This window comes from Bacteroidales bacterium (assembly GCA_013141385.1).
Lineage (GTDB): Bacteria > Bacteroidota > Bacteroidia > Bacteroidales > Tenuifilaceae > UBA8529.
In genome coordinates, this window is the sequence record JABFRB010000046.1 from 1 (window position 1) to 26,211 (window position 26,211).

The following is a 26,211-nucleotide window of genomic DNA, read 5'->3' on the forward strand; positions in this document are numbered from 1 at the left end:
ACGAAAAGTCGTCTTTAAACCTGCCTGAAAATTCTATTATGTTTTCCCCTGTAAACTTCATGCGTTCTATGGTTAGAATGCAAATCTAATAATAGTATTTAAATAAACACCTCAATTATTTAATTTGTATCCTAATGGATGATTTAACAAAAAACGGTAATTTTATTTTTAAAGATAAATGGGTATTCATCATAGGTGTTCTAACAATCACTTTTGGTGCACCCTTTATCTTTAATGAATATCATTCAGTATTTCTAAGCATAAAATCACTCCTAAGTATTGCAGGTTCACTTGTCACAACCCTAATAATGTGGTTGGGAGTTAGAGCAATAGTAATTTATTTAGGCGAAAATTTCCCTTGGCAAAAGAATCCCTTAAAACACTTAATTATTGAGATTCTTGCCATTCTACTTTACACCTCTATAGTGGGATTATTTTTCTTCATAATAAATGAGATACACCCGATTGAGTCTTTCGAAAAAAATCTCAGAATTTCAATTTTTTTTACTCTGATGATCACCTTTTTCAATACATCAATTTATGAAGGTTGGTACTTTTTTATGCAATGGAAAGAAACTCTGACAAAAACGGAGAAACTTGAAAAGGAAAATATTAAGAGTCAATACGAAACGCTAAAGAGTCAGATTAATCCCCATTTTCTATTCAATAATCTTAACACTTTAGCCAGTTTAATCGAAGAAAATCCAAAAATGGCGGTTGATTACGTTCAAAAAACAGCCGATTATTATCGAAGCATTTTATTTTTAAAAGATAAAGAGATAATAACAATTGAAGAAGAACTAGAACTTATCAAAACTTTTTTCGACCTTCAATCGAACCGTTACGGCGATAATTTAAAGTATACAATAAATATTCCTTCAAATCAACTTTATAACTTTGTTGCCCCATTAACGCTGCAGATGCTTGTGGAGAATGCTATTAAGCATAATATCATCTCAAAGGAAAAACCATTAACAATTAACATTTTTACTAATGATGATAGTATTATCGTTAGCAACAATTTCCAAAAGCGCGATTTAGATCAAGCATCTAATAAATTTGGATTAAAGAATATCTCCGATAGGTACTCCTTCTTAACAAATAAAAAAGTCGAAATTATTGAAACCATTAGTAACTTTACTGTTTCAATCCCAATACTGACGATGTAGTATGAACGTGTTGATTGTAGAAGATGAGATTGCTGCGGCTCGCAGGTTAGCTAAGATGATGGTTGCTATTGAACCCACATCTCAAATATTATCTATTACAGATAGCATATCGTCTACTGTTGAATGGATAAAGAACAACAAAGAACCAGAGCTCATCTTAATGGATATTCATCTTGCAGATGGTTCTAGCTTTAAAATATTCGATCAGATTAAAATTAAATGTCCTATAATTTTCACTACAGCCTATGACCAATATGCTATTCAAGCATTCAAAGTTAATAGCATCGATTACCTATTAAAACCAATAAAAGAGGATGAACTTGCAAATAGTTTAAAAAAGTATAAAGAACATCGGACTGAAAAATCTTCTATCGATTTTGAAAAATTTCTATCCACATTGCGAAAATCCGAACAAAACTATCAACTTCGATTTGTAGTTCAGTTTGCCGATAAGCTAAAATCCGTTGAGGTAAACACTATTGCATATTTCTTTGCACTCGAAAAATCAGTATTTCTAGTAACTGAAGATGGTCATCGATATGCAATTGACTATACCCTCGAAAAACTTGATGAGGTTTTAAATCCAAAGATTTTTTATAGAATAAACAGAAAGTTTATAGTAAATTTCTCAGCAATAAAAGGAATGTTCACCTACTCCAAATCAAGAGTAAAAATTGAACTTTTGCCAAACCCTGAAACAGAAGTAATTGTAAGCTCCGAAAGAGCTTCGGGTTTTAAGGAATGGTTAAATCAATAGTAATATAATATTTAAAAATACTTACCATGAGAACTGCTGCCATATTCGGATCCACGGGATTAATAGGAAACCATTTAATTCAACTACTATCGCAACATAAGGATTATAATAAGGGTTACTCCTATGCCCGCAAAAAACCAGAGTCGCTTCTTTATAAAATTGAACATATCGATTTTAATCCCGAATCATTTTCAATACCCAATGAGGTTGATGATGTGTTTGTTTGTCTTGGAACTACCATGAAAAAGGCTGGTTCAAAGGATGCATTCAGAAAAGTGGACTATGAAATGGTTATTGAAATTGCCAAACAATCAAAATTAGCACAGGTAAAACGCTTTGTTGTAGTAAGTTCAATTGGGGCAGATCCATCAACGGGAAATTTCTACCTCCGAACTAAAGGACAAATGGAGGAGGAGGTTAAAAAAATTGGCTTTGATTACTGCGGTATTGTTCGTCCCTCGCTACTCCTGGGCAATAGAAAAGAATTTAGATTTGTAGAAAAAATTAGTATTGCACTGTTTAAAGTTTTAAATTTTATCTTTGTTGGCTCATTAAGAAAATATAAGGGCATAAATGCTGAAGATGTGGCCAAAAGCATGATAATGCTTGCACAGAATGGCAATGGGATTGTAACAGTAGATTCAAATATTCTTAAAAAAATTGCGGAAGAGTATGACAAACAATTATAGCGAAGTTTTTCAATGGTTAGTTAGCAATAGACAAAGCGTTCGGAATTACAAACCAGATGTAGTTGAAAAGGAAAAGATTAATAGAATTATTGAGGTAGGTCGATTATCGCCTTCAGCATGTAATGCCCAACCATGGAAATTTATAGTTGTTGATAATCCTGAAATTAAGAATAAGATTGCTGATGCTACATCAAATAGCGTAATTGGAATTAACCATTTTACAAAACAGGCACCAGTTCATATTGTAATTGTTATGGAATCAGCAAATTTCAATTCTAATTTTGGAAGTTTTATGAAAAATAAAAACCTTCCTTTAATTGATATTGGAATAGCAGCATCACAAATATGCCTTCAAGCAACAGCAGAGGGATTAGGAACTTGTATTCTTGGATGGTTCAACGAAACTTCTGTTAAGAAATTATTAAACATTCCAAGAAGGAAAAGACCAATCCTTATCATCACCCTTGGATATCCTGCTGATAATGAGTTGAGAGAGAAAAAGAGAAAATCTTTTGATGAAGTTGTTAGTAACAATAAGTACTAGCCGGCTAAAGCCTTTTCGTATAACTCTAAAAGTATTGATTTTTCATTTTCCCAAACTAAAATATTAAAGGCCTTATTTAAGTTTTTAATAGTTTCTTCCCTTTGAACCTTATTCTCAATAAAATTCAATACCAAATCGGCTAGTTCTTTTGGTTTTCTGGTTGAAGCAACCATGCCCACGCCATACTCGTTTACTACTTTCGACATCTCGGGCAGATCACTTACCATTACTGCAACCTGAGCTTGTATATAATCGAATAACTTATTGGGTAAAGCATACCGATAACTCAATCCTAAATCCTCTTCCAAAGATAGTCCAAGCCATGCTTTCGAGGTTAATTCATGTAGTTTATCGTATGGAAGTCTTCCCCTGAATTCAATTCTATCGAATAAATTCAAGTCAATCACCTGCTTTCTGAATTTAATTTCTAAATCACCACCTCCAACAATAATTAAATAGTAACATGATAAGTATTTCATCATTTCAATGGCAAGTTCCACACCTCTTCCCTTATTTAATGCGCCCTGATATATTAAGGTAGGTCTAGTGCTCTTATGTCCAAAATTCTCATTCCTAAAAGGCAGATTTCTCACAACAGCCATTCTAATACCATACCTTTTATAATATTCATTTGCAATGCCCTCAGAAACTGTGCTTGAATATTTAATTCCTTTTAAACATAATTTCTCAAGCGTCAACCATATCCTTCTTGTAAATGGTCGATCTATGAGTTCAGGGGTTTCTGTGAAAAATTCATGGCTATCATAAACAATAGGCTTCTTTTTTATAAAGCAACCCAATCTGCATCCAAGAAGGGAATCAAGATCATTTGAACATACCAAATCAAATTTATGAAACAGTAAAAAGAAAAGTACTCTTAAATTAAAAAAGAAATAAAACAGAAATCCTGTTCTAAAAAACATATTAAAAAATTGCACCTGATACTTTTTTTCAACTTTTTTCGGGGTTTTATCTAATCTTCGACCTATTGAAAGCACACTATGTCCAGCCTGATTTAATGTTAGAGCAGTACGATGAACGCGTTGATCCGAAATTAAATCGGTGGTAGCAAATATTATTATTCGAGCCATAAATTTAAAATATAAGCTAATATAGAAATAAAACCCGAAGCAAAGTGATTTGTTCAGCTTTGCTTATCTTTGCGTAAAAAAAATGATAGATATTAAAAAGGATTATTCTTTAAAATCAAAAAACTCTTTTGGTTTAGATATTAATACTCAATTCTTTGTCGAAGCAAGCACTTTAGACAGTATTTCTTTCGCCCTAAACTACGCCTCATACTCCAATCTACCCATTCTTATATTAGGAGGTGGCAGTAATATTCTATTTACTAAAGATTACAATGGACTTGTTATTCACCCTATAATTAAAGGAATTGAAGTTACGGAAGATGCAACCGATAGCATTATTGTTAAAGTTGGTGCGGGAGTAAACTGGGATTATCTTGTTGAATGGAGCGTTTTAAAGGGTCTAGGAGGATTGGAAAACCTTTCCTTCATTCCTGGGAATGTGGGTGCAAGTCCAATCCAAAACATTGGCGCCTACGGCGTTGAAGCGAAAGATACAATTGTGAAAGTTGAAGGTCTTAGTATCGTTTCAAAAAAACTTGTTGCTCTTAATAATTCCGAATGCCAATTCGATTATAGAAACAGCATTTTTAAAAACGAGCTGAAAAATAAGGTTATAATCACATATGTTCACCTTAAACTCTCTAAAAAACCAACATTAGTAACACATTATGGTAATATTGAAGAGGAAATTAGCAACCTTGGAGAAAAGTCTTTAAATACTATTAGGCAAGCGATTATCAACATACGTAAAAGGAAACTACCCGATCCAGCAGAATTAGGTAATGCAGGAAGTTTCTTCAAAAATCCTGTTGTTAATACTGAAATATTTGAGAAGATTAAAGGAAAATTTGAAAAAGCACCTTCATACCCTGTTTCAGACAGTGTTGTTAAAATTCCGGCTGGCTGGCTCATTGAACAATGTGGATGGAAAGGGAAAAGGGTTGGCAATTGTGGCGTTCATAAGGATCAAGCCCTTGTTATTGTAAATTACGGGAATGCAACAGGGAGCGAAATATTAAATCTCGCAGAACAAATCCAAAAGACTGTTCTTGATCAGTTTGGTGTTGAATTAGAAATGGAGGTGAATATCGTTTAATTTGAAAATTAAGAAATTTGAAAATTTAAAGAACATTTAATTGTTTCATTGTCATATTGCTCCATTGTCAAATTTTCAAATTACTTGAAAATCCTCTCCTTATTCAACGCCCTTTGATAAGCCTCTGCATTCCGATTATGCTCAGCAAGTGTTTTTGCAAAAACATGATACCCTGAAAAATCATCCTTTGCACAAAAATAAAGGTATTGATGATTCTCGTAGTTTAAAACTGCATTAATAGATGAAATTGAAGGGCAATTAATTGGACCCGGCGGTAGTCCAATATTCTTATAGGTATTATATGGAGATTTCACCTCCAAATGCTTTGTCCAAATTCTTCGAAGAGTAAAATCACCCAATGCAAACTTTATGGTTGGATCAGCCTGTAAAGGCATATATTTTTTCAGCCGATTTATATAAACCCCAGCAATTTTAGGTCGTTCATCCTGTTTTATCGTCTCCTCTTCTACAATCGAGGCTAAAGTTGAAACCTCTATTGGGGTTAAATTAATCTCCTTGGCTTTAGATTTTCGCTCATCAGTCCAAAACTGGTTGTAGGATCTTTTCATCTTATCGAAAAAAGCCTCTGCGCTTGTATTCCAATAGAACTCATAGGTATTAGGAATAAACATAGAAATCAATGATTCCTTTTTAAAGTCATACTTCACAAACGTTTCCGGGTTTCTGAAAAGACCCAAAATTGAAAGGGAGTCAGCCTCTATTTGGTGCGATACTTTACCAGCCAGCTGCTCGGGGGTTCTAATATTATTAAAGGTCACCTTTGTTGGGGCTTGAGTTGCCGAAATAAGCATTCTTACTATATCCCTATTACTCATTCCTGATTTAATCCTATATCGACCAGATTTAACTCTTTGAGTATAATTGTATCTTTCTGATGTTTTAATAAATGATTCAATATCGGCAATTATATTATTATCCTGCAGCAACTTTACCACTACATTGAAATCAGACCCTGTTCTTATATAAAGATATTTATCCTCGGTTATGCGAACATTAGACCTATACATTCGATTATAAAAAACGTATCCAATAACCATAAGAATCGCAAATACTATTGCAATACCGATCAATAAATATTTTCTTGATAACTCTTGAAGCATTATTAGGTTGCTTGTTACTCTGGTTACTAGTTTTGCTGGTTGCTAGAAACTATTTCCAGTTAGATTCAACATATTGAATGTATTTATTTATCTGTTTTCCCAAAATTTCATATCGATTAATTAAATCATTTAATGGTTTTTCGGAAAAATGTATATCGCTAATCATATTAAGTTGCGAGATTGTTTCATCACAAGAAGATTGTGAAAATATTAGAAACCTAATAAATTCATCCCTGTACCTTCTTCTACCAAAACCCTCAGCAATGTTATCTTTAATGCTTTTACTAGATCTTCTTATTTGGCTTCCTTGCTCAAATAATTCATACTTTGGTAAAGTTAAACTTAGACAATGAACTTCAATTGCAAGTTTGTAAGCTAACTGGTAAATTTCAAGATCCTTATAACTTTTGTAAATCATTACAATATAGCATATTATAAGATTGTTTGAATTTGATTTTCCGCTTTTTTATTAATCCATAAAATTTGTTTTAATATAAAAAACTTTAACCAAACCGACAACCCAGATACTAGTAACTAGTAACCAGAAAAGTATACCTTTATTAAAAAAATGTTGATTAAACAAACTTTTACTTCAACAACTCCACCGCCTTAGCTATCCTTTCACAAGCATCTTTCAGTTGTGCATCCGATGCAGCGTAAGAGAATCTAATATAATCAGGTGCTCCAAATGCGCTACCAGGAACAAGAGCTACATGCGCAGTGTTTAACAAAAACATTGCAAAATCATCAGAATTCTTGATGGTAGTTTTCCCATCTGTTTTACCAAAGAAGTAAGATATTTCGGGGAAAATATAAAAAGCTCCTTGAGGTACATTCGTATTAAAACCTTTGATTTTTGAAAGAGCGTCAACCATGAAATTTCTGCGTTTTTCAAAACCTTTACGCATTTCGGCAGGGTAAGAACCATCGGAGTTAATAGCTGCCGTTGATGCTTTTTGAGCAATAGAACTGGCTCCTGATGTTGTTTGACCTTGTAACTTAATACTTGCTTTGGCAATCCATTTTGCCGATGCTGAATAGCCAATACGCCAGCCTGTCATTGCATAACCCTTCGAAACTCCATTAATTATTATTACCCTGTCACGAATACTTTCGAACTGAGCAAAACTTTCGTGTTTTCCAACAAAGTTTATATGCTCATAGATTTCATCGGAAATCACAAATATATCAGGATGTTTTTCAATTACTTTAGATATAGCAACAAGTTCATCGTGTGTGTAAATACTACCAGTTGGGTTTGAAGGTGAGCAAAGAATAAGCATCTTAGTTTTGGGCGTAATTGCTTCCTCTAATTGCTTAATTGTAATTTTAAAATTATCCTTGATATTGGTTTCAATTACAACGCTTTTTCCTTCGGCAAGTTTAACCAGTTCAACATAGCTAACCCAATATGGAGCAGGAACAATTACCTCATCATCCTTATCTACTAAACATAACAGAATATTTGTGAGACTCTGCTTTGCACCATTAGAAACAACAATCTGTTCAGGCGCATAGTCAAGATTATTCTCCCTTTTAAGTTTTGCTGAAATGGCTTCGAGCAAATCGCGATAACCAGGGACAGGGGAGTAAAATGAAAAATTATCATCAATCGCCTTCTTTGCGGCGTTCTTCACAAAATCGGGGGTTTGGAAATCGGGTTCACCAACACTTAAGTCGATTACATTATGCCCTTGAGCCTTTAAATCCTTACTTTTTTGTGACATCGCCAATGTTTGTGATTCAGCTAATGCTGCTAATCTTGCTGATACTTTTTCCATTTTATTAACTGTTTAATATGATTTTGAAATCAATTAATATCTTTTGTAACTTTAAAACGCTAAAATTACATTTTCTTCTGTTTCGAAAAACAATAGATAATAAAAAATATGCTACTAGTAGATCTTCTTAAAATTGTTCTTCCAGCCCTACTTGTATTTCTGGCAGGTTATTTAGCCATTGCAAGGCTACTTCGCGATGAGGCAGACCGTCGTAAAGCGGAAAGGACTTTTACCAATCAGCGGATATCAACCCCAATTAGGCTACAGGCCTATGAAAGGTTGGTGCTTTTTCTTGAACGCATATCGCCTGAATCGATGATAGTTCGGGTAAACCAACCTAGCATGAATGCTCAAAGGCTTCATACATCTCTTTTAAGTACTATCAGAGCTGAGTGGGAGCATAATCTTTCGCAACAATTATATGTGAGTAACGAGGCTTGGGAGTTAACCCGTAATGCTAAAGGGAATGTGATAAAACTGATAAATGTTTGCGCTGAAAAAGTTGATCCCGAAGCACCTTCAATTGTTTTCAGCCAGAAGATTCTTGAATTGTTGGTGGAATTTGAACAACATCCAACAGCACTGGCTATTGAACAGCTAAAGAAAGAGGTTGGGGAGTTTTTCTAGCTTTTCAAGATCCCTTCTAATAAAAAGAAAGCCTCGAACTAATTCGAGGCTTTTTTCTATTTTAACATCAGTTCGATGTAAGGTATCATCCTAGTATCTAATCATATAAAAACTAGATGCTTCACTCCGTTCAGCATGACAAAACAACAATCTAACACTATGCTTGGGATCAATGTGTTATGCTTACGTCGAACTCGCGTTAAGATACCTTCTAAAAAGAAAGCCCCGAACTAATTCGAGGCTTTTTTACTATTTTATTCAAGATTATTTAATCAAATCCACACTTCGCTTAACAAATCGGCTTAGATCTTCTCCTTTCAGCATGTTGTTTGCTAGAAGTGCAAGATCAATCATCTGCTTTACTAATTTGTTGTCCTTACCAAACCCTTTAAGCATTACTTTCTTTTCATCCTTTAACTTATCCAATTCCTTTTCGGCTTCGGAAAGTGAATCCTTGTCGACTTGAGCAATCTCCTCATCTTTTTTATCCTTGGTCTTCTTCTTCAGCTCATCAACATTAGCCTCTACAGGTTTAATCTGAGTATCCAACTCGCCTATCTTTGCTCCTAACTCTTTGCCTTTCGATTTTATTACCTTTTTAATTAGTGGATGCGAAACGTTAACCACTAGGTTTAAACTATCTGGCATATTCCCGTAAAATCCTGCTGATGAATTCATTGCAGCCATATCCTTCATCCTGCGCATAAACTCAGAACGAGTGATAACCACAGGGTTAGCAGTTTCCTCAAGTTCTTCAAACGACACCCAGTAGTGAGAATTCTCAGGTAAAGCTCCTTCAAAAACCGAACGGAGATCATTTTGCTCATCAATTGCTAGGCTAACCTCTTTACGATCTTCCTTAACAATCAATTTTTCAACTACATCAGAATCGACCCTGACAAAACGAGAATCCTTTAGTTTACTTTCAAGGCTATTAATTAAATGTGGATCGAGTTGTCCGTCCATCATGAGAACATCATAACCTTTGTTTTGAACTGTTTCAATATAACTGTGCTGTTCCTCCTTATCATTAGTGTATAAGTAGACAAGGGTCTTATTTTTATCAGTTTGATTTTCTTTAATTAACTTTTCATACTCCTCAAAGGTGAAGTATTTGCCATCAACATTTTTGAACAGTGAAAATTTATCAGCCCTTTCGTAGAACTTCTCATCTGAAATCATACCATAGGTGATGAAAAGTTTAAGGTCATCCCACTTTTTCTCGAATTGTGGTCTATCGTTCTTAAAGATATCTTGAAGTCTATCTGCAACTTTTTTCATAATGTGACCCGAAATCTTTTTAACGTTGGAATCACTCTGTAAATAGCTACGCGATACATTAAGAGGAATATCAGGAGAATCGATTACTCCATGAAGTAGAGTCAAAAACTCTGGAACAATACCTTCCACTGAATCAGTTACATAAACCTGATTGCAGTATAGTTGAATCTTATTCTTCTGGATATCAAAATTGGTTTTTATTTTAGGGAAATAAAGTATTCCTGTTAGATTGAAAGGATAATCAACATTAAGATGAATATTGAATAAGGGTTCTTCTGCTACTGGGTATAAATCATGATAGAACTTCTGGTAATCCTCATCCTTTAGGTCAACAGGTTTGCGTGTCCAAAGAGGATTGATGTCATTAATAATCTTCACCTTTTTGGTATCTACCTCTTTACCGTCTTTCCACTCTTTTTCAGTTCCAAAAGAAATTGGAATTGGTAAATACCTACAGTATTTCTTCAAAAGGCCTTCGATTCTACTTTCCTCAAGAAATTCTTTTGAATCATCGTTAATATAGAGTATTATATCTGTACCTCTTTCAGTTCTGTCTATTTCTTCTATATCATAATCAGGTGTTCCATCGCATTTCCAATGAACAGCCTTGGACTCATCCTTATGAGATTTGGTAATTATCTCAACCTTATCGCTAACCATGAAGGATGAATAAAAACCTAACCCAAAATGACCGATTATTGCGTTATTTTGATTTTTATATTTTTCCAGAAATTCCTCAGCCCCTGAGAAAGCAATCTGGTTAATATACTTCTCAATTTCATCGGCAGTCATCCCAATACCTTTGTCAGATATTTTAATTGTACCTGCATCTTTATCAACTTCCACATTAATTGTAAGATCTCCAAGTTCTCCTTTATATTCACCTACCGAAGCTAATGTTTTTAACTTTTGAGTAGCATCAACTGCATTGGAGATAATCTCGCGAAGAAATATCTCATGATCAGAATAAAGAAACTTCTTAATGATTGGGAATATGTTCTCCGTTGTTACACCAATTTTTCCTTTTTGCATATCAATATCAATTTTAAAGTTTTACAAAAAATCCAATTCTAGCAATTTCAAACCTAGTGCCACACTTTTAAGTCTGACATTTAGTCACAATTAAAGTAAAGTTGGCAAGTTTGATTAAAGTTTATAGAAAAAAATCTTATAGATAACCCACATTACAACAAGGAGAAGTATATATCCGATAATAATTTTTAATGAAACAACAAATCGTCTACGTTTTTGAGTCAGTCGTTTTTGACTTATAATACCCATTATTATATTATTAATGCGTAGATGTATATTTTCATTCTTTGGAATAAACGTGTATGCGCCACATTTCATCACGTAGGATCCATATGAACCTTCATCTGGTCCGGTAAGCATAACTACTTCAATATCTTTATTTACAACTTTTGTTGCCTCAAGAATTTCAACACCATTCATAAGGGTGTTACTCCCTTCATCAAAGTACTTATAGCCTAAGAAAACAATGTATATATCGTTAATTTTAAACTTCAACGCCTTTAAATGTGCAATAAATTTCTCTCCTGAATTAAAAGTTCTGATATTATACTTTTCTGTATTATCAATACTCTTATTCACGGTTAAGATAAATGCTGGATCATGATCGACCAAATAGATATTAGTATCAATTTTGGGTTTTAGCTTAATCTTTTTCATGAATAGGTAATAATATACATATAAAAAAAACGCTTTCTATTCTTGCTTTTGCATGGGTAACCCACTTTTGGTTTTATACAAGAACCCTGGTTCTGGCAATTTTTCAGGACTTTCATAATGTTTACCTGGCCCTCTACTAGAATTTCGCATGTCTAAATTTCTTACATAAATCCAAAAACCCTTTTGGTATTTAAAACCATCAAAAGTAAAATCTGGACCATAAAATTGGTAGTTATCAGCATATTCAGGACTAGAAGGTGATAGATGGTCGAACACAATGGTTTGTGATTCTGGAACATAGCGAAGAGTCATTGTTACTCTAGCAGAGTATTCAAAAACTACTCTAGATAAAACATTATCCCCCACCTTAAAGACATTTGATCCGAATACAGGTTTGTAGTCTTTCCCAAACGTTAAAACTTCAATTATTTTTTTTGAAGAGAAAATATTATTGAAATCGAACCCAAGTAATACATAATATGTTTTCCCCTTATAAATCTTTTCAATTAACGAATAGTATAAAGCCCCCATCCAATTTGAATCTCCTAATAATTCTTTTATCGGCGCATTTATTGTCTGCCGACTATCATTAAGTTCAAATATAAACATATTGCCCTTACTCTTCTTGTACATTATGAAACCAAAATATCTCTGACACCCTCCTGTTAAAGGGAGATTCCATGTGAAAATTCTTAGTTTACCATCCTTTGATGTAATCCTTCCAATATTTTTTAACGAGTCAAAAGGGTAACTGAATGCACCTTCCTTTATCAACGAATTTCGAAATAGTGAAAGTACATTATTATTAGCCTCCTCTTTTTTTGAAAAAGAATTATCCTTTATAATATGACCCATTAATACCTTTATACTATCCTCAATCTGATTAAAAGAAACATCGTTAACAGTCTGACATTTAGTATTATAAACGATTAATGTAAGCAGTACTGAACTTAAGAATATTCGAATCAATGACATGTTTTTCAGCAATTACAATTTTTAGGATTTACTATATATTAAGGTATTGGCAAATTTAAAATCAGATTTCATCTAATGACTTTAAAAGCAAATCAGCAGCATCATGACACTCCTTAATAGTAATACTTAATGGGGGTGCAACTCGAAAGGCAGTATTACAAAATAAAAACCAATCCAAAACTACACCATTATTTAATGCAACTTTAATCAACTTCAAAATTTTTTCAAATGAACCAACTTCAATAGCCATAAATAGTCCATCAGACCTTATCTCCTTAACATTCGGGTGCTTACTTAACTTATCATAAAATATTTTAGCTTTTTCATCCACCCCCTCAATTAGCCTTTCGTCAATTAGCACATCCAAAGCAGCAATTGCTGATGCACAAGAAACAGGGTGTCCACCAAATGTCGTAATGTGCCCTAAGGGTGGATTTGTACTCAAACTGTCCATGATTGTTTTAGACGAAATAAAAGTTCCTAGTGGCATGCCACCACCCATTGCCTTGGCAAGTAATAGAATATCTGGGATAACTCCATACTTATTAAATGCAAACATCTTTCCTGTTCTTCCAAAGCCAGTCTGTATTTCATCGAAAATTAAAAGGGAGCCTGTATCATTGCACTTTTTCCGTAATTTATCTAGAAATCCATCAATAGGTGAAATTATACCCGCCTCACCCTGAACAGGTTCAACTATAACGCAAGCAGTTTTTTTTGTTATTAAATCTAAATCGGGTAAAAAATTAAACTGAATTTGTTTAATCCCTGGGAGTAAAGGTCTAAAGGCTCTTTTAGGTTCCTCATTGCCCATTACGCTTAAAGCACCGTGTGTACTTCCGTGATACGCATTAACAAATGAAATTATCTCTGAACGACCCGTATAGCGTTTTGCTAGTTTTAATGCTCCTTCTACGGCTTCGCTACCCGAGTTAACAAAGTATACATTATTAAGTGCCTCTGGTAGAATAGAAGTTAACCTTTGGGCAAATCTCACTTGTGGGTATTGAATATATTCACCATAAACCATAAGATGCATATACTTTGAGGTCTGAATATTTACGGCCTCAACCACCCTCGGGTGGCAATGGCCAACATTGCTAACCGAAACACCTGATATTAAATCAAAGTAACGTTTCCCATCAGATCCAAATAAATAAACCCCTTCAGCTCGTTCTATCTCAAGCGAAAGAGGCGATTCAGATGTTTGGGCAACATGCTTAAGAAATAGTTGCCTAAGACTTAACATTTAAGTAAAATTATTTATTCATTAAATTAATCTCATTTAGGAGTTTCTCTTTATAGGACTTACCAATTGGTATAACTTTCTTAATTTCATTCAATTTAATGATAACAGAATTATCCTCAATACTTGTTATCCTGCTAATATTTACAATAAAAGATCTATGAACACGTTTGAATTTTATTGAAGGCAATTGGTTTTCAATCGACTTCATTGTAAAATGTATTGTAAATTTATCATTTATAGTATTGATAACAACATAATTCTCCAACGCTTCAATCCAAAGTATATCATTATACTTAATCCTAACTAAAGAGCTGTTTTTTTTAATAAAGATTTCCTTTTCAACATCTACATTAGCGCGGCCTTTATTGAAAATTTCATAAGCCTTACTTACTGCTTTAAAGTAACGTGCATAAGTAATTGGTTTAAGCAAATAATCAGTAACGCTATAATCAAATGCTTGAATAGCATATTCCTCCTTTGAGGAAATAATAACTACTTGAGGTGGAGTCAATAAAGTATTCAAAAAATCAATTCCACTCATCTCGGGCATTTCAATATCGAGAAAAATTAAATGTACATCCTCATCCTGCTTTACATAATTAATTGCTTCTACTGCATTTGAAAAGGAGTTTTTAAGATTTAAGAAGTCCGTACGGTTAATAAACTCTTCCACTACCCTTCTCGACATCTCATCATCATCTATTATAATACAGTTCATATGCATCAATATTTTGACCGAATTTAATAAAAATTATGTGAATTCATCAAATTCATAGGTCAGTATTTTTTAAAGATTCAACTTTCTTTTCAAATAAAAAACGTTTTTCCATCATTTCCCACTTTTTAGTTGTTGCTTTTAGCCACAATAAAAGAAGATCTTCCCTTTCATCATCAGATAATTGATATTGAATATTAGAATCTCTTAGTGTTTTTGTAAGTGAGTATAAGACTATTGCAGCAGAGACCGATATATTAAAACTTTCCGTAAAACCATACATAGGTATTGATACGAATTCATCGGCATTGTTTAAAACCGTCTTTGATAATCCAGAAAGTTCAGTTCCAAAAAACAAAGCAACTTTCCCTTTTTGTAAATCAAAACGATCCAAAGGGACTTCTTCTGTGTGAGGTGTTGTAGCTAAGATTCTATATCCTTCATTTCTAAGCACCTCTATTGCCTTAATAGAATTATCAGGCTCATTTTTATATTTTTTGATTGTTAGCCATTTGTTGGAACCCAAAACTACCTGCGGGTTGATATTAAAACTATGTCTATTCTCAATAATATGAATATCTTGAAGACCCAAACAATCGCAAGTACGTAATACTGCACTAGCGTTTTGTGATTGATAAATATCCTCAAGAACTACTGTAATATATCTAGTTCTAGACTCAAGCACCCTTTGGATTTGAGAAACTCTTCGCTCATAGATACATTCCGATAAAAAAGCAATAAAGTCTTTTTTTAATGAAGGGTCTCTGGCAATAAGACTATTATCCACTTGAATAAAATTTAGTTAAACAATTATATATCTGAATATAATATAACGCAAGTTCGATTTTAAAAACATGACAATGTGTTTATTTGCAGTAGCATATGAATATTTAGCTTGGCGATGGAAGGTTGGAATAATGAAATAATGAAATTTCTTGTAACTTTTTTCTTCCAAAATTGACTTCGCCGAGTTCCGCTTTGCTCCAGTTCCATTTTTCCATCATTCCAATTAAATTTTATGTGCATAATACTGATTAATATGCAATTAAACAACTCTTTATATCGAACTGACATTAATATACCAAATAATTTTAGCAATATAGATTCAAAACCTATGATGATATTTTTTTATTGATTTTTTCAAATCTTTATACTCGAATCATCAACTTGTACATTATCCCTTAGGTATTTCATCTTCTTTTTTCATAGAAAAAAGACAAAACAAAAAAAGGAGAACCAATGGTCCTCCTTTTTTTTGTATGAAAAGCAACTATTGTACGTGTCCGCTAAGATCACTACCTGGTTTGAATTTTACAACCTTTTTAGCTTTAATAGTAATAGGTTTGCCAGTTTGAGGATTACGGCCAGTTCTTGCGCTTCTCTTATTAACTGAGAATGAACCAAAACCTACAAGAGCTACTCTATCGCCTTTTTTTAGAGCTGTACCAGTTGTTTTTACAAAAGCGTCAAGAGCTTTTTTAGCATCTGCTTTAGTTAAACCAGCTTCACCTGCAATTGCATCGATAAGTTGTGCTTTGTTCATAATTGTACTTTTTTAGGGTTAATAATAGTTAGTTGACCATCACATTACAAAGATAGCGTATTTATTGGGTTCTCCAAATTTTTTATCAAATAAATTATGTAAAAGTGGCGTTTTTTTTGCCTTTCACAAGATCCGTTGATTTTGTTAACGCTAAATTATTGAAAAATTCTTTAATAAAGCAAAGGTTTTGTCAATAAAAATAAAATATTTTTTAACAAAAGGATTTTGAAAAAATAAAAAAGAAATTACCTTTGCCCCCCGGAGAAATGGCAGAGCGGTCGAATGCGGCGGTCTTGAAAACCGTTGACCTCGCGAGGGGTCCGGGGGTTCGAATCCCTCTTTCTCCGCTTCAAATCATGGAAAAAACCCGTTTTTTAACGGGTTTTTTTTGATTTTTCAGGCTTTGCATCTATTTTTTCATTTGAACTTCTCAGAAAAAACAAGAAAAATTGTTGTTGTTAAATCGACCGAAAGTATCTACTTTTGCAATCCCTGTTCAAATAGTAATTGGAGAGATGCCGGAGCGGTCGAACGGGGCGGTCTCGAAAACCGTTGATCTAGGTAACTGGATCCGAGGGTTCGAATCCCTCTCTCTCCGCAAAAAAAACGAAAGTCCTTATGACTTTCGTTTTTTTGTTATCAATACTCTCCAGTTTCTTTTAAGGTAATAATGCCAAAATTAGTTGGTGATTTTGTTTTTATCTCATAAAAATTTCTTTAGAAATCCTCTCTCACAAATGGGTGGAGAGGTTTATAAAGAAATTTTTTTCATCATCTATTGAAACACCCTCCAATAGAGTATCAGTAAACTCAATAAGAACAAGAGGTGTATGAGTTTTTAACAACTATTTTTGGCATATATACCCTTTTAATGAAGTAACGCTGGAATCATATAATATATAAATAGGTATAGCCTTATAAGGTTTGTAGGTTATATAGTTTTGTATAAATCCCATTCAGAACTATCAAATCCTCGTGTTTCCCTCTTTCAACAATCTCTCCTTCGTGGAGAACACAAATAAGATCTGCATTACGAACTGTTGAAAGCCTATGGGCAATTACCAATGAGGTACGATGCTTCATTAGATTTTCGATTGCCTCTTGTACTAATTTTTCTGATTCAGTATCTAGTGCACTTGTAGCCTCATCGAGAATCATAATTGGGGGGTTTTTAAGAATAGCTCTAGCTATACTTACCCGTTGGCGCTGACCTCCAGAAAGTTTACTGCCTCTATCCCCAATATTTGAATAGTAACCATTGGGCGTGGCAACAATAAAATCGTTTGCATTAGCTATTTTGGCAGCACTAGTAACAAATTCTTCCGAAGTATTCTCAACGCCAAATGCTATATTATTGAAAAATGTATCGTTAAAAAGTATTGGCTCTTGGTTAACATTTCCCATTAATCCACGAAGACTTTCAAGGGTATACTCCTTTATATTAATACCATCAATCAAAATTTCACCCTCCTCAAGATCATAGAATCTGGGAAGTAAGTCGACCATAGTGCTTTTACCCGATCCTGATTGTCCAACAAGTGCAACCGTTTTTCCTTTTTCAATTGTTAGGTTAATATTTTTAAGAACATAATCATCCTCGTATTTAAAACTTACATTCTTATATTCAATAATCGATTCAAAACTTTTTATTGCTTTTGCGTCCACACTATTTTTAATACTGTTTTCAGCACTAAGAATAGTATCAATACGATCAGCCGAAGCCAATCCCTTAATAATATTAAAATATGCGCTAGAAAATGATTTTGCAGGGTTTATAATCATATAGAAACAGGCTACATAACCAATTAGAACCTCCCCAGAAAGATTACTATTCCCGCTAAGAATAAGTTTTCCGCCATACCATAGTACAAGTGCAATAACTACTGTTCCTAAAAATTCACTTAATGGTGAGGCTAGGTCTCGTCTCCGCCACATTTTGATCATAAGACGAGTGTAAAAACTATTGGTATTCTCAAAACGCTTCGTAACCTTTCCTTCAGCATTGAATGCTTTAATGATTCGAAGTCCTCCAAGCGTCTCCTCAATAATCGAGAGAAGAGTGCCCATCCTTTTTTGCCCCTTAAAGGATGTTTTCTTCAAGTTTTTACCAATTCGACCAATTATAAAACCAGCAATAGGTAATAAGATAAGTACAAACATTGTTAAGCTGGGACTCATCTTAATTAGTATCAATAGATATACAATAATTGCAATAGGATCTCTAAAAAACATTTCCAGAGATCTAATTATTGAAACTTCTATCTCATTAACGTCATTGGTCATTTTACTAATAATGTCGCCTTTCTTCTCATCAGAAAAATAACTTAATGGCAATACCATAATCTTTTGAAATAGAGCATTCCTTATATCCTTAACTACGCCATTCCTAATTGGAGCCAAAAACCATAAAGCAAGATATGAGAAAAGATTTTTCAAAAAAGAGGTGACGATAACTAAAACAATTATAAATAACAGCGCTTTGGCTTTGCCATGTTCCGTGATTATTTGGGATACCAAATAATTAAAGTATTGAGTTATTGAGTCGACATTAAACGTAAATTCTGGTTTTACATCAACTAAAGGTTGTGTTCCAAAAAGCACTTTTAAGAAGGGGATTGCCATTAAAATTGAAAACAAGCCAAAAGCAGTTCCCAAAAGATTGGTGGTAATATTAGCTATTGCTTGCCATTTATAAGGATATATAAAGCGGAAAACCTTAAAAAATCTTTTCATCAACGTTAATTATTGTAATGTTAGTAGCATTTGATTTCGGACAAAGGTAAAAAATATAATTTGTGGTAAACACCTTATAATATATTATTACAATCGAGATTAATGCCTTTAATAAAGACCCGTATAACTAAAAGGTGTAATAAGTTTCAGTTGCTCTTTAATTTGGGGGCTAACCTCTAAATTATCAATAAACTGAACAACATCATTCTGTGATATGGGTTTATTAGTTCTAGTTAGGTTCTTTAGGACTTCGTATGGATTAGGATAACCCTCACGTCTAAGAATAGTTTGGATTGCTTCTGCCACTACAGTCCAATTTTTATTCAAATCGTTATTTATGGCTTCAGCATTAAGCAGTAGTTTATCAAAACCTTTTAAGGTAGACTTAAATGAAATAAGGGTATGTGCCATCGGCACACCTATATTCCTCAACACAGTGCTATCAGTTAAATCGCGCTGCAAGCGGGATATTGGTAATTTAGCCGAAAGATGTTCGAAAATTGCATTTGCCATACCAAAATTACCTTCAGCATTCTCAAAATCTATTGGATTTACTTTATGCGGCATTGCAGATGATCCAATTTCGCCTTTTTTGATCTTTTGTTTGAAATAATCCATCGACACATATGTCCAAATATCCCTGCACAAATCGATGAGAATAGTGTTAATCCTCTTCATGCAATCAAACTGTGCTGCTAAATTATCGTAATGCTCAATTTGAGTTGTTGTTTGAGAACGATTAAGTCCAAGGATTTGATTTACAAATCTATTTGCAAATGCAACCCAATCGATTTCAGGATATGCAATGTGGTGAGCATTAAGATTACCAGTAGCTCCGCCAAATTTAGCAGATAATGGTATGCTTTTAAGCTGCTTAACTTGTACTTCTAAGCGTTCAACAAATACTTTTATCTCCTTACCTAGGCATGTTGGAGAGGCCGGTTGTCCGTGTGTTCTTGCAAGCAAAGGAACATCCCTCCATTCATTGGAAAAATATTTTAATTTTTCAATAACCTGTTCAAGATAGGGAAAGTACACATCATTTAACGAATCCCTTAACATTAAGGGGAATGCCGTATTATTAATATCCTGTGAGGTTAACCCAAAATGAATAAACTCCTTAAAATCACCCAAATTATTCAAATCAAATTTCTCCTTTAAAAAATACTCAACAGCCTTTACATCATGATTTGTAGTTTTCTCAATTTCCTTAATTTGCAGGGCATCTTCAAAGGAAAAATTACTACAAATTTCTCTCACAACTCCGAATGATGATTTATCAACCTTAGTTAATTGAGGAAGGGGTAACTCACATAGAGCAATAAAATATTCAACCTCTACAAAAACTCGATATTTGATTAGTGCAAACTCCGAAAAGAAGGATGAATACTCTTCAATTTTATCTCTATATCTACCGTCGATTGGCGAAATTGCAGTTAATTGAGTAAAGTCCATAGTCAACTTTTTATTAAGAGTCAAAGTTAATAAAGAACCCTTGAAATTCGCTAATCTATTAGAAGATAGATTTAAAACATCATTATTTAATGGGTTATGGAACTCTTTTGTTCTGTTTTTACTAATTTCGTAGCAAGGTAAATAAACCTTTCTACTTATAAGTTGTTAAAGGACAATAAATAATTTAAAAGATGATAGAAAAGATTAGGGTATCGGCAGTATCATATTTAAACTCTATTCCTTTTGTTTACGGGTTACAAAATTCAAGTATATTAGAAAAAATAAACTTGTCGTTAGATTATCCGGCGGAATGCGCACGAAAACTTGCTGATGATGAAGTCGATATAGGATTAGTTCCTGTAGCTGTCATACCATCTCTACCTTATTATAATATTATTTCTGATTTCTGCATAGGCGCTGAAGGGCCTGTAAGAACTGTTGTGCTACTTAGCAACTCACCAATTGAAACTCTCGATAGAATTTACCTTGATTATCAATCAAGAACATCTGTTATGTTGATTAAAGTTTTATCGAATAATCTTTGGAAAATCAAACCCGAATGGATTCCCTATACCCCACAACATACATTAAATGACATCGATCCTTATGATGGAATTGTAATAATTGGCGATAGGGTATTTGAACTTGAATCCAAATTTAAATATCGATACGATCTTGCTGAAGAATGGATTAGGCTAACAGGTTTACCATTTGTATTTGCTGCCTGGACAGCAAATAAGCAAATTGACAAAACCTTCCTTTACTCATTTAACCAGTCCCTAAAACTGGGAGTTGATAATATTGATGCATCTATTGATTCGCTCACTGCACTTAATATAAGTAGGCTTGATGCTCAGCTATATTTTAAGAATAATATCTCATTCGACTTGAACAGTAAAAAAAGGGAAGCATTAAAACTATTTTGGAGTCTTAGTAAAGAGATTTAACTTAAAATTATGGAAAAAATTACAATAAGAGATTTTACAGCATCTGATTATCAAGGATTAATGAATGTTTGGCAATTTACAAATCTCGGCAGTGCTCAACGGGGAGATAACCTCGAAATCATTGAGCAAAGCATTAATATGGGCGGTAAGATGCTAGTTGTTGAATCATCAAATAATGAAATTATTGGCACATCATGGATGACCTTTGATGGGAGAAGAATTCATCTTCACCACTTCGGTATTCATCCTAAATATCAACGTAAAGGGATAGGATTAAAACTGGCAAAAGAATCACTCAAATTCGTTAAGCAAAAAGGTTATCAGGTAAAGTTAGAGGTTCATAAAAACAATATTGCGGCAATAGAACTTTATAAAAATTTAGGTTTCACCTATTTAGGTGATTATGATGTATACATCATACGAGATATTGGAATCATCGAAGGATAGTCAGCGCATCCTTTACTGCAAAATTAAAACCATACTCATTGTTAGATGGTACAACCTTATAATGTTTTTTTAACTCATCAGGTGCATTCGAAACAACATAAGAAAGTTCTATAAAATCGAGCATATCCAAATCGTTAAAGTCGTTTCCAATTGCAATAACCTCATTTCTCTTACATTTCACCTCGTCACCACAAAGCCAACTTATTCCATAGGCTTTTGAAACATCAAGTGGAAAAATTTCCATCCAAATTGAAACTCCATCCGAAGGGGATGTTGTTCTAATAACCTTTAATTTTGGAAACTTATTACTTAATCGGGTAAATAACTCGGTATCATTAGGTAGAACAGCTATTATTTGGGTTGCTCCATTCGGAAAATCGATACCTGAAATATATGGTCTACAAAATGCTCTATATGTCTCTATTCTCCTGTCAAAATCGGAGTTTTCATTATTTGTTGAATGGTAAAGAAAACAATGATTGTGAGGTATTGGCTCATGAACCATAAAATCAATTCCATGTGTAATTAAATCATCAACAACAGATTGAACCTCGTGCTGATATAGAAGACGAGAATTCAATATCTGTTTATCGCTCCATCGAATCACACCAGCACCAGAAGAAAAAATTATATAGTCAATTGGAAAATCATCCGATAAAACCTTATTAATTGAGTAAAGCGAACGACCTGTGGCAATTGTTCTTACTATCCCCATTTCACCTAAACTGAATAATGTTTCTAGGACAGGTTTCTCAGCAATAGCATCACTATTCAGCAGTGTACCATCAAGATCAGTAACAACCATTTTCAGCATAAAAAAACATAAAAGGAATGCTCAAAGATAACTATTAAGTAAAAACCATTCTCATTCATCAAAATCTGAATTCTCAACCAAACAAGTCATCATAAAAATCGTTTAATAACATATATCAACTTCCTGATTTTATTAATTATACTCAATAATGTTGTGGCTTCTAGGAATGGTTAATAAAATTAACGTTAAGTAACAGTTAAATAATTTTTAATTCCAATTAGCATTTCATATATTTAAGCCCCATTTGATATCTTTAAAATCTTAACAAATATGACCAAATTAATAACATTTAATGAGTTAAGGAGGATAAAAGACAATCTTCCTTCAGGGAGTATGCAACATATCGCAGACAGATTAAACGTGAATGTCGAAACTGTACGTAATTATTTTGGCGGAACAAATTACGAAAAGGGAGGTGCAGTAGGCTTTCACGTTGAGCAGGGACCCGATGGCGGGATTGTTACATTAGATGATTCAACGATACTAGATATGGCTAATGAGCTTATCACAAGGTCGGGGGAATTGGTGTAGAAAACATTATATCTTCAAACTAAAAAAGCAGGATAAAAAATTGTCCTGCTTTCTATTTTTTACGAAATTCGAGCAACGATTTAACTAACTAATTTTAATGGAACTTCTACTCGAAAAAATAAATAGTTCTGAGCAAAAGTGGCTTAAACCGCTATATAAGCATAGTAAATCCCTATTTCAAAATACACATTTGCCTTCACACGATGCAGAGCATCATTTAAGAGTTTGGTTACATTGCAGAGGTTTGTTTATAGAACTTCATAAGGCAGGCATTAAAACCACTCACGATTCTATTGATAAGGCAATAGTTGCCTGTTTCTTTCACGATGCAGGGCTAACATTGAATGTTGGAGAACAACATGGTTTTTTAGGTCGAAAGATTTGTGAAGATTTCTTCAAAAACAACCATAACTTTCAGGTTCCTGATTTATCAGAAGTACTTGATGTTATTGAAAAACACGACGATAAATCGAAAAAGGAAATCTCGGCTGTTACCCCCTATACAATGAAAACAATTCTGAGGCTTGTTTCAGCCGCTGATGATCTTGATGCTTTGGGTTATATAGGAGTTTTTAGATATATTGAGATTTATTTAAAGAGGGGAATTCCAGACTCTGAAATTCCTAAAAAGGTTACAACAAATTTAAAAAATAGGTTTTCTAATTTTTTAAGCACTTACTCGGGTCTTCCTAAATTCTCGGAAAGGCAAAAGATAAGGTATAAAGAAACCTTCGATTTCTTCACTGAACTTGACGGTTATTTCTCACAAAAGACTGAAATTCCAGATAGCCAACTCACTGTTTTTAAGATATTAAAAGAAAGTCTTGTTGAAAAAAGGTTAGGAATAGATGAAACCATCGAAGAAACTCTAAGAATAAATACTAAAGGTTATCCTCTTTGGTATTTTAGTAAACTTAGAAATGAACTTGAGGTGACATCGGCATTATTACTTGATTAATTACCCTTCTTAGCAAATTATTTTGAAAAACTCCTATGATATTGCCATCATTGGTGCTGGCTCAGCTGGTTTACTTGCGGCAGGAAGTGCAGCAATGCTTGGTGCAAAAGTTGTTCTCCTAGAAAAAATGGAAAAACCTGCCCGGAAACTAAGAATTACTGGAAAAGGGAGGTGTAATATCACCAATATGAAATCTTTAGAAGAATATCTTAAAGAGATTTCACCTGAGCCTCGTTTCCTACGACAAGCATTTGGTTCTTTTTTCAACCAAGATATTTTGGATTTACTAAAAACAATGGGGGTTGATACAAAGATAGAGCGAGGTCAACGTGTGTTCCCCACTAGCGAAAAAGCATGGGATGTTGCCGAAGCACTTATTAAATGGGTAAAATCTTTGAACGTTGAAATCTACAATAACTCACAAATTGAAAATATTATAGTTGATGAACATATAATAAAAGGTGTAAAGGTTAAAAATACAAAATCGGGATTGGTTAATACTGTCAATAGCAAATGTGTAATTATAGCAACTGGAGGTAAATCATACCCTGCGACTGGTTCAACTGGGGATGGTTACCAATTCGCAAAATTAGCTGGGCATAAAATTGAAAATTTACGTCCATCACTGGTTGGGATTGAAACTAAAACGGTTTACAATAAAGCCATAGCTCTAAATCTTAGAAATGTTAATGCAACACTTTGGATTGATGGAAAAAAAAGTATTAGTGAATTTGGGGAACTCTCTTTTACTGAATACGGATTAGATGGCCCTATAATATTGCGATTAAGCAGGTTAATTGTTGATTCATTAATTAATAAAAAAAAGGTTGAGATATCATTAGATCTTAAACCAGCATTGGATCATCAAAAAATCGAATCAAGAATACAAAGGGAAATAGCCAATTCAAGCAAAATGAATATTGCGACACTGCTTAAAGATCTTCTCCCCTCTCAGCTAATTGATCCTTTCATTGAAATTCTGTGCATCGATCCGTTAAAATCTGTAAATCAATTAAATATTAAGGATAAGAAAAATCTTATCAACTTACTAAAAGATTTTCGTATTGAAGCAACAAACTACAGAGGTTGGGATGAGGCAATTGTAACTGCTGGAGGTGTATCAATAAAAGAGATAAATCCAAAAACGATGGAATCAAAATTAGTAAGTAATCTCTATTTTGCAGGAGAAGTAATTGATGTTGATGGTAATACAGGAGGTTACAATCTCCAAATTGCATTTTCAACAGGATGGCTTGCCGGTAACTCCGCTGCAAAAAAAGTATTAGAGTCTACCTTATAAAAAAATCAAGCATTAGCTCATCCTCCAAATAGGCCTTTAACCTATCCCCTACTTTAACTGGACCAACTCCTACAGGAGTTCCAGTAAAAATAAGATCTCCTGTTCTTAGGGTAATAAATTTAGTGACATAGGAGATAATATGATCGAATTTGAAGACCATGTCATTAGTGTTACCCTTTTGAACAATCAAATCATTCTTTTCGAGTTTGAAATTAATATTGTTGAGATTCTCAAACCGATCTTTTTGAACAAAACTACTGATAGGTGCTGATCCATCGAAAGCCTTTGCCATTTCCCAAGGCATACCCTTATCCTTGCAAAGTCGTTGTAAATCGCGAGCGGTAAAATCTATACCTAGGCCAATTTCATTATAGTAACGATGTGCAAATTTTTCGCTAACATTTCTACCTAACTTATTGATTTTTAAAACAACCTCTAATTCGTACTGTAAGTCGTTAGTAAATTCAGGGTAAAAGAAAGGGTTATTGTTTCTAACTAAACTGGTATCAGGTTTTAGGAAAAAAACAGGAACCTGTGGAATAGGGTTATTCATTTCCCTAATGTGATCCATGTAATTTAGACCAATACATATAATTTTCATAGGTATAGAATTAGGTTAATCGATTGTTATCTTAGAATTTGCCAATAGTCCCAATGAAAATTTTTAAAATATAACACATCCAACTCCCCCGCCTTTTA

Annotated in this window: 26 protein-coding genes and 2 tRNA genes; 13 read left to right on the forward strand and 15 right to left on the reverse strand. The window is 33.6% G+C overall.

Features of this window, described 5'->3' with window-relative positions; all coding sequences use genetic code 11:
- Nucleotides 1-134: 134 nt before the first annotated feature.
- The 4 genes from HOO91_20580 to HOO91_20595 are packed head-to-tail and all read left to right on the forward strand — an operon-like array spanning nt 135 to nt 3,159.
- Nucleotides 135-1,169 carry a histidine kinase gene (locus tag HOO91_20580; GenBank protein ID NOU19963.1) on the forward strand — a complete coding sequence of 345 codons (1,035 nt, stop codon included), beginning with the start codon at nt 135-137 and terminating at the stop codon, nt 1,167-1,169.
- Nucleotide 1,170: 1 nt separating this feature from the next.
- Complete coding sequence (locus HOO91_20585; GenBank protein ID NOU19964.1) at nt 1,171-1,926, forward strand: response regulator transcription factor; 756 nt, start codon at nt 1,171-1,173, stop codon at nt 1,924-1,926.
- Nucleotides 1,927-1,952: 26 nt separating this feature from the next.
- Complete coding sequence (locus HOO91_20590) at nt 1,953-2,615, forward strand: NAD(P)H-binding protein (protein ID NOU19965.1); 663 nt, start codon at nt 1,953-1,955, stop codon at nt 2,613-2,615.
- A complete protein-coding gene (locus HOO91_20595) occupies nt 2,599-3,159 on the forward strand; it encodes a nitroreductase (GenBank protein ID NOU19966.1) in 561 nt (186 codons plus the stop codon). Before HOO91_20590 ends, HOO91_20595 begins: the two co-directional genes overlap by 17 nt.
- Here the strand turns inward: HOO91_20595 and HOO91_20600 are convergent.
- Nucleotides 3,156-4,250: a glycosyltransferase gene (locus HOO91_20600; protein NOU19967.1), complete on the reverse strand. Its 1,095-nt coding sequence runs from the start codon at nt 4,248-4,250 to the stop codon at nt 3,156-3,158. The two genes, HOO91_20595 and HOO91_20600, sit on opposite strands and share 4 nt — an antisense overlap.
- Before the next feature lie 85 nt (nt 4,251-4,335).
- Here HOO91_20600 and murB point away from each other — a divergent pair, with 85 nt between their 5' ends.
- On the forward strand, nt 4,336-5,346 hold the full coding sequence (murB, locus tag HOO91_20605; GenBank protein ID NOU19968.1) for a UDP-N-acetylmuramate dehydrogenase: 1,011 nt from the start codon (nt 4,336-4,338) through the stop codon (nt 5,344-5,346).
- A gap of 80 nt (nt 5,347-5,426) precedes the next feature.
- Here murB and mltG read toward each other — a convergent pair whose 3' ends face one another.
- The 3 genes from mltG to HOO91_20620 all read right to left on the reverse strand — a co-directional run bounded on the left by mltG (nt 5,427) and on the right by HOO91_20620 (nt 8,248).
- Nucleotides 5,427-6,467, reverse strand: coding sequence for an endolytic transglycosylase MltG (mltG, locus tag HOO91_20610; GenBank protein ID NOU19969.1), 1,041 nt, complete (start codon nt 6,465-6,467; stop codon nt 5,427-5,429).
- A gap of 49 nt (nt 6,468-6,516) precedes the next feature.
- Entirely contained in the window at nt 6,517-6,885 is a 369-nt protein-coding gene (locus HOO91_20615) for a four helix bundle protein (GenBank protein NOU19970.1), read from the reverse strand.
- Nucleotides 6,886-7,054: 169 nt separating this feature from the next.
- Nucleotides 7,055-8,248 (reverse strand): pyridoxal phosphate-dependent aminotransferase, encoded by a 1,194-nt coding sequence (locus HOO91_20620; GenBank protein NOU19971.1) that lies wholly within the window; start codon nt 8,246-8,248, stop codon nt 7,055-7,057.
- Between the two features lie 108 nt (nt 8,249-8,356).
- Between HOO91_20620 and HOO91_20625 the strand changes: the two genes are divergently transcribed.
- Nucleotides 8,357-8,875 carry a hypothetical protein gene (locus HOO91_20625; protein ID NOU19972.1) on the forward strand — a complete coding sequence of 173 codons (519 nt, stop codon included), beginning with the start codon at nt 8,357-8,359 and terminating at the stop codon, nt 8,873-8,875.
- Nucleotides 8,876-9,139: 264 nt separating this feature from the next.
- Here HOO91_20625 and htpG read toward each other — a convergent pair whose 3' ends face one another.
- From htpG to HOO91_20660, 7 genes are all read right to left on the reverse strand, one after another.
- Complete coding sequence (gene htpG, locus HOO91_20630) at nt 9,140-11,188, reverse strand: molecular chaperone HtpG (GenBank protein NOU19973.1); 2,049 nt, start codon at nt 11,186-11,188, stop codon at nt 9,140-9,142.
- Nucleotides 11,189-11,302: 114 nt separating this feature from the next.
- A complete protein-coding gene (locus HOO91_20635) occupies nt 11,303-11,845 on the reverse strand; it encodes a hypothetical protein (GenBank protein ID NOU19974.1) in 543 nt (180 codons plus the stop codon).
- Nucleotides 11,846-11,881: 36 nt separating this feature from the next.
- A complete protein-coding gene (locus HOO91_20640; protein ID NOU19975.1) occupies nt 11,882-12,820 on the reverse strand; it encodes a hypothetical protein in 939 nt (312 codons plus the stop codon).
- Nucleotides 12,821-12,881: 61 nt separating this feature from the next.
- Nucleotides 12,882-14,069, reverse strand: a complete 1,188-nt coding sequence (locus HOO91_20645; protein NOU19976.1) for an aspartate aminotransferase family protein — start codon at nt 14,067-14,069, stop codon at nt 12,882-12,884.
- A gap of 10 nt (nt 14,070-14,079) precedes the next feature.
- Entirely contained in the window at nt 14,080-14,787 is a 708-nt protein-coding gene (locus HOO91_20650; protein NOU19977.1) for a response regulator transcription factor, read from the reverse strand.
- Nucleotides 14,788-14,839: 52 nt separating this feature from the next.
- Entirely contained in the window at nt 14,840-15,523 is a 684-nt protein-coding gene (locus HOO91_20655; GenBank protein NOU19978.1) for an RNA methyltransferase, read from the reverse strand.
- Between the two features lie 531 nt (nt 15,524-16,054).
- The gene (locus tag HOO91_20660; protein NOU19979.1) at nt 16,055-16,327 is read right to left on the reverse strand and encodes an HU family DNA-binding protein; all 273 of its coding nucleotides are present in this window, start codon (nt 16,325-16,327) and stop codon (nt 16,055-16,057) included.
- Between the two features lie 260 nt (nt 16,328-16,587).
- On the opposite strand from HOO91_20660, the gene HOO91_20665 reads away from it, so the two are divergent.
- Nucleotides 16,588-16,674 (forward strand) — tRNA-Ser (locus HOO91_20665).
- Nucleotides 16,675-16,836: 162 nt separating this feature from the next.
- Nucleotides 16,837-16,925 (forward strand) — tRNA-Ser (locus HOO91_20670).
- A gap of 317 nt (nt 16,926-17,242) precedes the next feature.
- On the opposite strand, the gene HOO91_20675 is transcribed toward HOO91_20670, so the two are convergent.
- Together HOO91_20675 and purB are read right to left on the reverse strand one after the other, a co-directional pair.
- Nucleotides 17,243-19,060, reverse strand: coding sequence for an ABC transporter ATP-binding protein (locus tag HOO91_20675; GenBank protein NOU19980.1), 1,818 nt, complete (start codon nt 19,058-19,060; stop codon nt 17,243-17,245).
- Nucleotides 19,061-19,168: 108 nt separating this feature from the next.
- Nucleotides 19,169-20,515 carry an adenylosuccinate lyase gene (gene purB / locus HOO91_20680; GenBank protein NOU19981.1) on the reverse strand — a complete coding sequence of 449 codons (1,347 nt, stop codon included), beginning with the start codon at nt 20,513-20,515 and terminating at the stop codon, nt 19,169-19,171.
- Between the two features lie 191 nt (nt 20,516-20,706).
- Between purB and HOO91_20685 the strand changes: the two genes are divergently transcribed.
- A complete protein-coding gene (locus HOO91_20685; GenBank protein ID NOU19982.1) occupies nt 20,707-21,462 on the forward strand; it encodes a menaquinone biosynthesis protein in 756 nt (251 codons plus the stop codon).
- A gap of 9 nt (nt 21,463-21,471) precedes the next feature.
- Nucleotides 21,472-21,909: a GNAT family N-acetyltransferase gene (locus tag HOO91_20690; protein ID NOU19983.1), complete on the forward strand. Its 438-nt coding sequence runs from the start codon at nt 21,472-21,474 to the stop codon at nt 21,907-21,909.
- On the opposite strand, the gene HOO91_20695 is transcribed toward HOO91_20690, so the two are convergent.
- On the reverse strand, nt 21,896-22,723 hold the full coding sequence (locus tag HOO91_20695; GenBank protein NOU19984.1) for an HAD family phosphatase: 828 nt from the start codon (nt 22,721-22,723) through the stop codon (nt 21,896-21,898). The genes HOO91_20690 and HOO91_20695 overlap by 14 nt on opposite strands.
- A 270-nt stretch (nt 22,724-22,993) precedes the next feature.
- Between HOO91_20695 and HOO91_20700 the strand changes: the two genes are divergently transcribed.
- The 3 genes from HOO91_20700 (at nt 22,994) to HOO91_20710 (ending at nt 25,512) form a co-directional block, all read left to right on the forward strand.
- Entirely contained in the window at nt 22,994-23,254 is a 261-nt protein-coding gene (locus HOO91_20700; protein NOU19985.1) for a DNA-binding protein, read from the forward strand.
- Between the two features lie 97 nt (nt 23,255-23,351).
- Nucleotides 23,352-24,212, forward strand: coding sequence for an HD domain-containing protein (locus HOO91_20705; protein NOU19986.1), 861 nt, complete (start codon nt 23,352-23,354; stop codon nt 24,210-24,212).
- Between the two features lie 16 nt (nt 24,213-24,228).
- On the forward strand, nt 24,229-25,512 hold the full coding sequence (locus HOO91_20710) for an NAD(P)/FAD-dependent oxidoreductase (protein NOU19987.1): 1,284 nt from the start codon (nt 24,229-24,231) through the stop codon (nt 25,510-25,512).
- On the opposite strand, the gene HOO91_20715 is transcribed toward HOO91_20710, so the two are convergent.
- Nucleotides 25,502-26,113, reverse strand: a complete 612-nt coding sequence (locus tag HOO91_20715) for a fumarylacetoacetate hydrolase family protein (GenBank protein NOU19988.1) — start codon at nt 26,111-26,113, stop codon at nt 25,502-25,504. The genes HOO91_20710 and HOO91_20715 overlap by 11 nt on opposite strands.
- Nucleotides 26,114-26,211 lie beyond the last annotated feature (98 nt).

Bases quoted from the DNA above. Each gene is read 5' to 3' on its own strand.
- HOO91_20635 (NOU19974.1), bottom strand. From the start codon at position 11,845: ATGAAAAAGATTAAGCTAAAACCCAAAATTGATACTAATATCTATTTG.
- HOO91_20600 (NOU19967.1), bottom strand. From the start codon at position 4,250: ATGGCTCGAATAATAATATTTGCTACCACCGATTTAATTTCGGATCAA.
- HOO91_20585 (NOU19964.1), top strand. From the start codon at position 1,171: ATGAACGTGTTGATTGTAGAAGATGAGATTGCTGCGGCTCGCAGGTTA.
- HOO91_20705 (NOU19986.1), top strand. From the start codon at position 23,352: ATGGAACTTCTACTCGAAAAAATAAATAGTTCTGAGCAAAAGTGGCTT.
- HOO91_20620 (NOU19971.1), bottom strand. From the start codon at position 8,248: ATGGAAAAAGTATCAGCAAGATTAGCAGCATTAGCTGAATCACAAACA.
- HOO91_20660 (NOU19979.1), bottom strand. From the start codon at position 16,327: ATGAACAAAGCACAACTTATCGATGCAATTGCAGGTGAAGCTGGTTTA.
- HOO91_20715 (NOU19988.1), bottom strand. From the start codon at position 26,113: ATGAAAATTATATGTATTGGTCTAAATTACATGGATCACATTAGGGAA.
- HOO91_20595 (NOU19966.1), top strand. From the start codon at position 2,599: ATGACAAACAATTATAGCGAAGTTTTTCAATGGTTAGTTAGCAATAGA.
- HOO91_20625 (NOU19972.1), top strand. From the start codon at position 8,357: ATGCTACTAGTAGATCTTCTTAAAATTGTTCTTCCAGCCCTACTTGTA.
- HOO91_20700 (NOU19985.1), top strand. From the start codon at position 22,994: ATGACCAAATTAATAACATTTAATGAGTTAAGGAGGATAAAAGACAAT.
- HOO91_20690 (NOU19983.1), top strand. From the start codon at position 21,472: ATGGAAAAAATTACAATAAGAGATTTTACAGCATCTGATTATCAAGGA.
- HOO91_20685 (NOU19982.1), top strand. From the start codon at position 20,707: ATGATAGAAAAGATTAGGGTATCGGCAGTATCATATTTAAACTCTATT.
- purB (NOU19981.1), bottom strand. From the start codon at position 20,515: ATGGACTTTACTCAATTAACTGCAATTTCGCCAATCGACGGTAGATAT.
- HOO91_20675 (NOU19980.1), bottom strand. From the start codon at position 19,060: ATGAAAAGATTTTTTAAGGTTTTCCGCTTTATATATCCTTATAAATGG.
- HOO91_20590 (NOU19965.1), top strand. From the start codon at position 1,953: ATGAGAACTGCTGCCATATTCGGATCCACGGGATTAATAGGAAACCAT.
- HOO91_20580 (NOU19963.1), top strand. From the start codon at position 135: ATGGATGATTTAACAAAAAACGGTAATTTTATTTTTAAAGATAAATGG.
- HOO91_20645 (NOU19976.1), bottom strand. From the start codon at position 14,069: ATGTTAAGTCTTAGGCAACTATTTCTTAAGCATGTTGCCCAAACATCT.
- HOO91_20695 (NOU19984.1), bottom strand. From the start codon at position 22,723: ATGCTGAAAATGGTTGTTACTGATCTTGATGGTACACTGCTGAATAGT.
- HOO91_20650 (NOU19977.1), bottom strand. From the start codon at position 14,787: ATGAACTGTATTATAATAGATGATGATGAGATGTCGAGAAGGGTAGTG.
- htpG (NOU19973.1), bottom strand. From the start codon at position 11,188: ATGCAAAAAGGAAAAATTGGTGTAACAACGGAGAACATATTCCCAATC.
- HOO91_20615 (NOU19970.1), bottom strand. From the start codon at position 6,885: ATGATTTACAAAAGTTATAAGGATCTTGAAATTTACCAGTTAGCTTAC.
- mltG (NOU19969.1), bottom strand. From the start codon at position 6,467: ATGCTTCAAGAGTTATCAAGAAAATATTTATTGATCGGTATTGCAATA.
- HOO91_20640 (NOU19975.1), bottom strand. From the start codon at position 12,820: ATGTCATTGATTCGAATATTCTTAAGTTCAGTACTGCTTACATTAATC.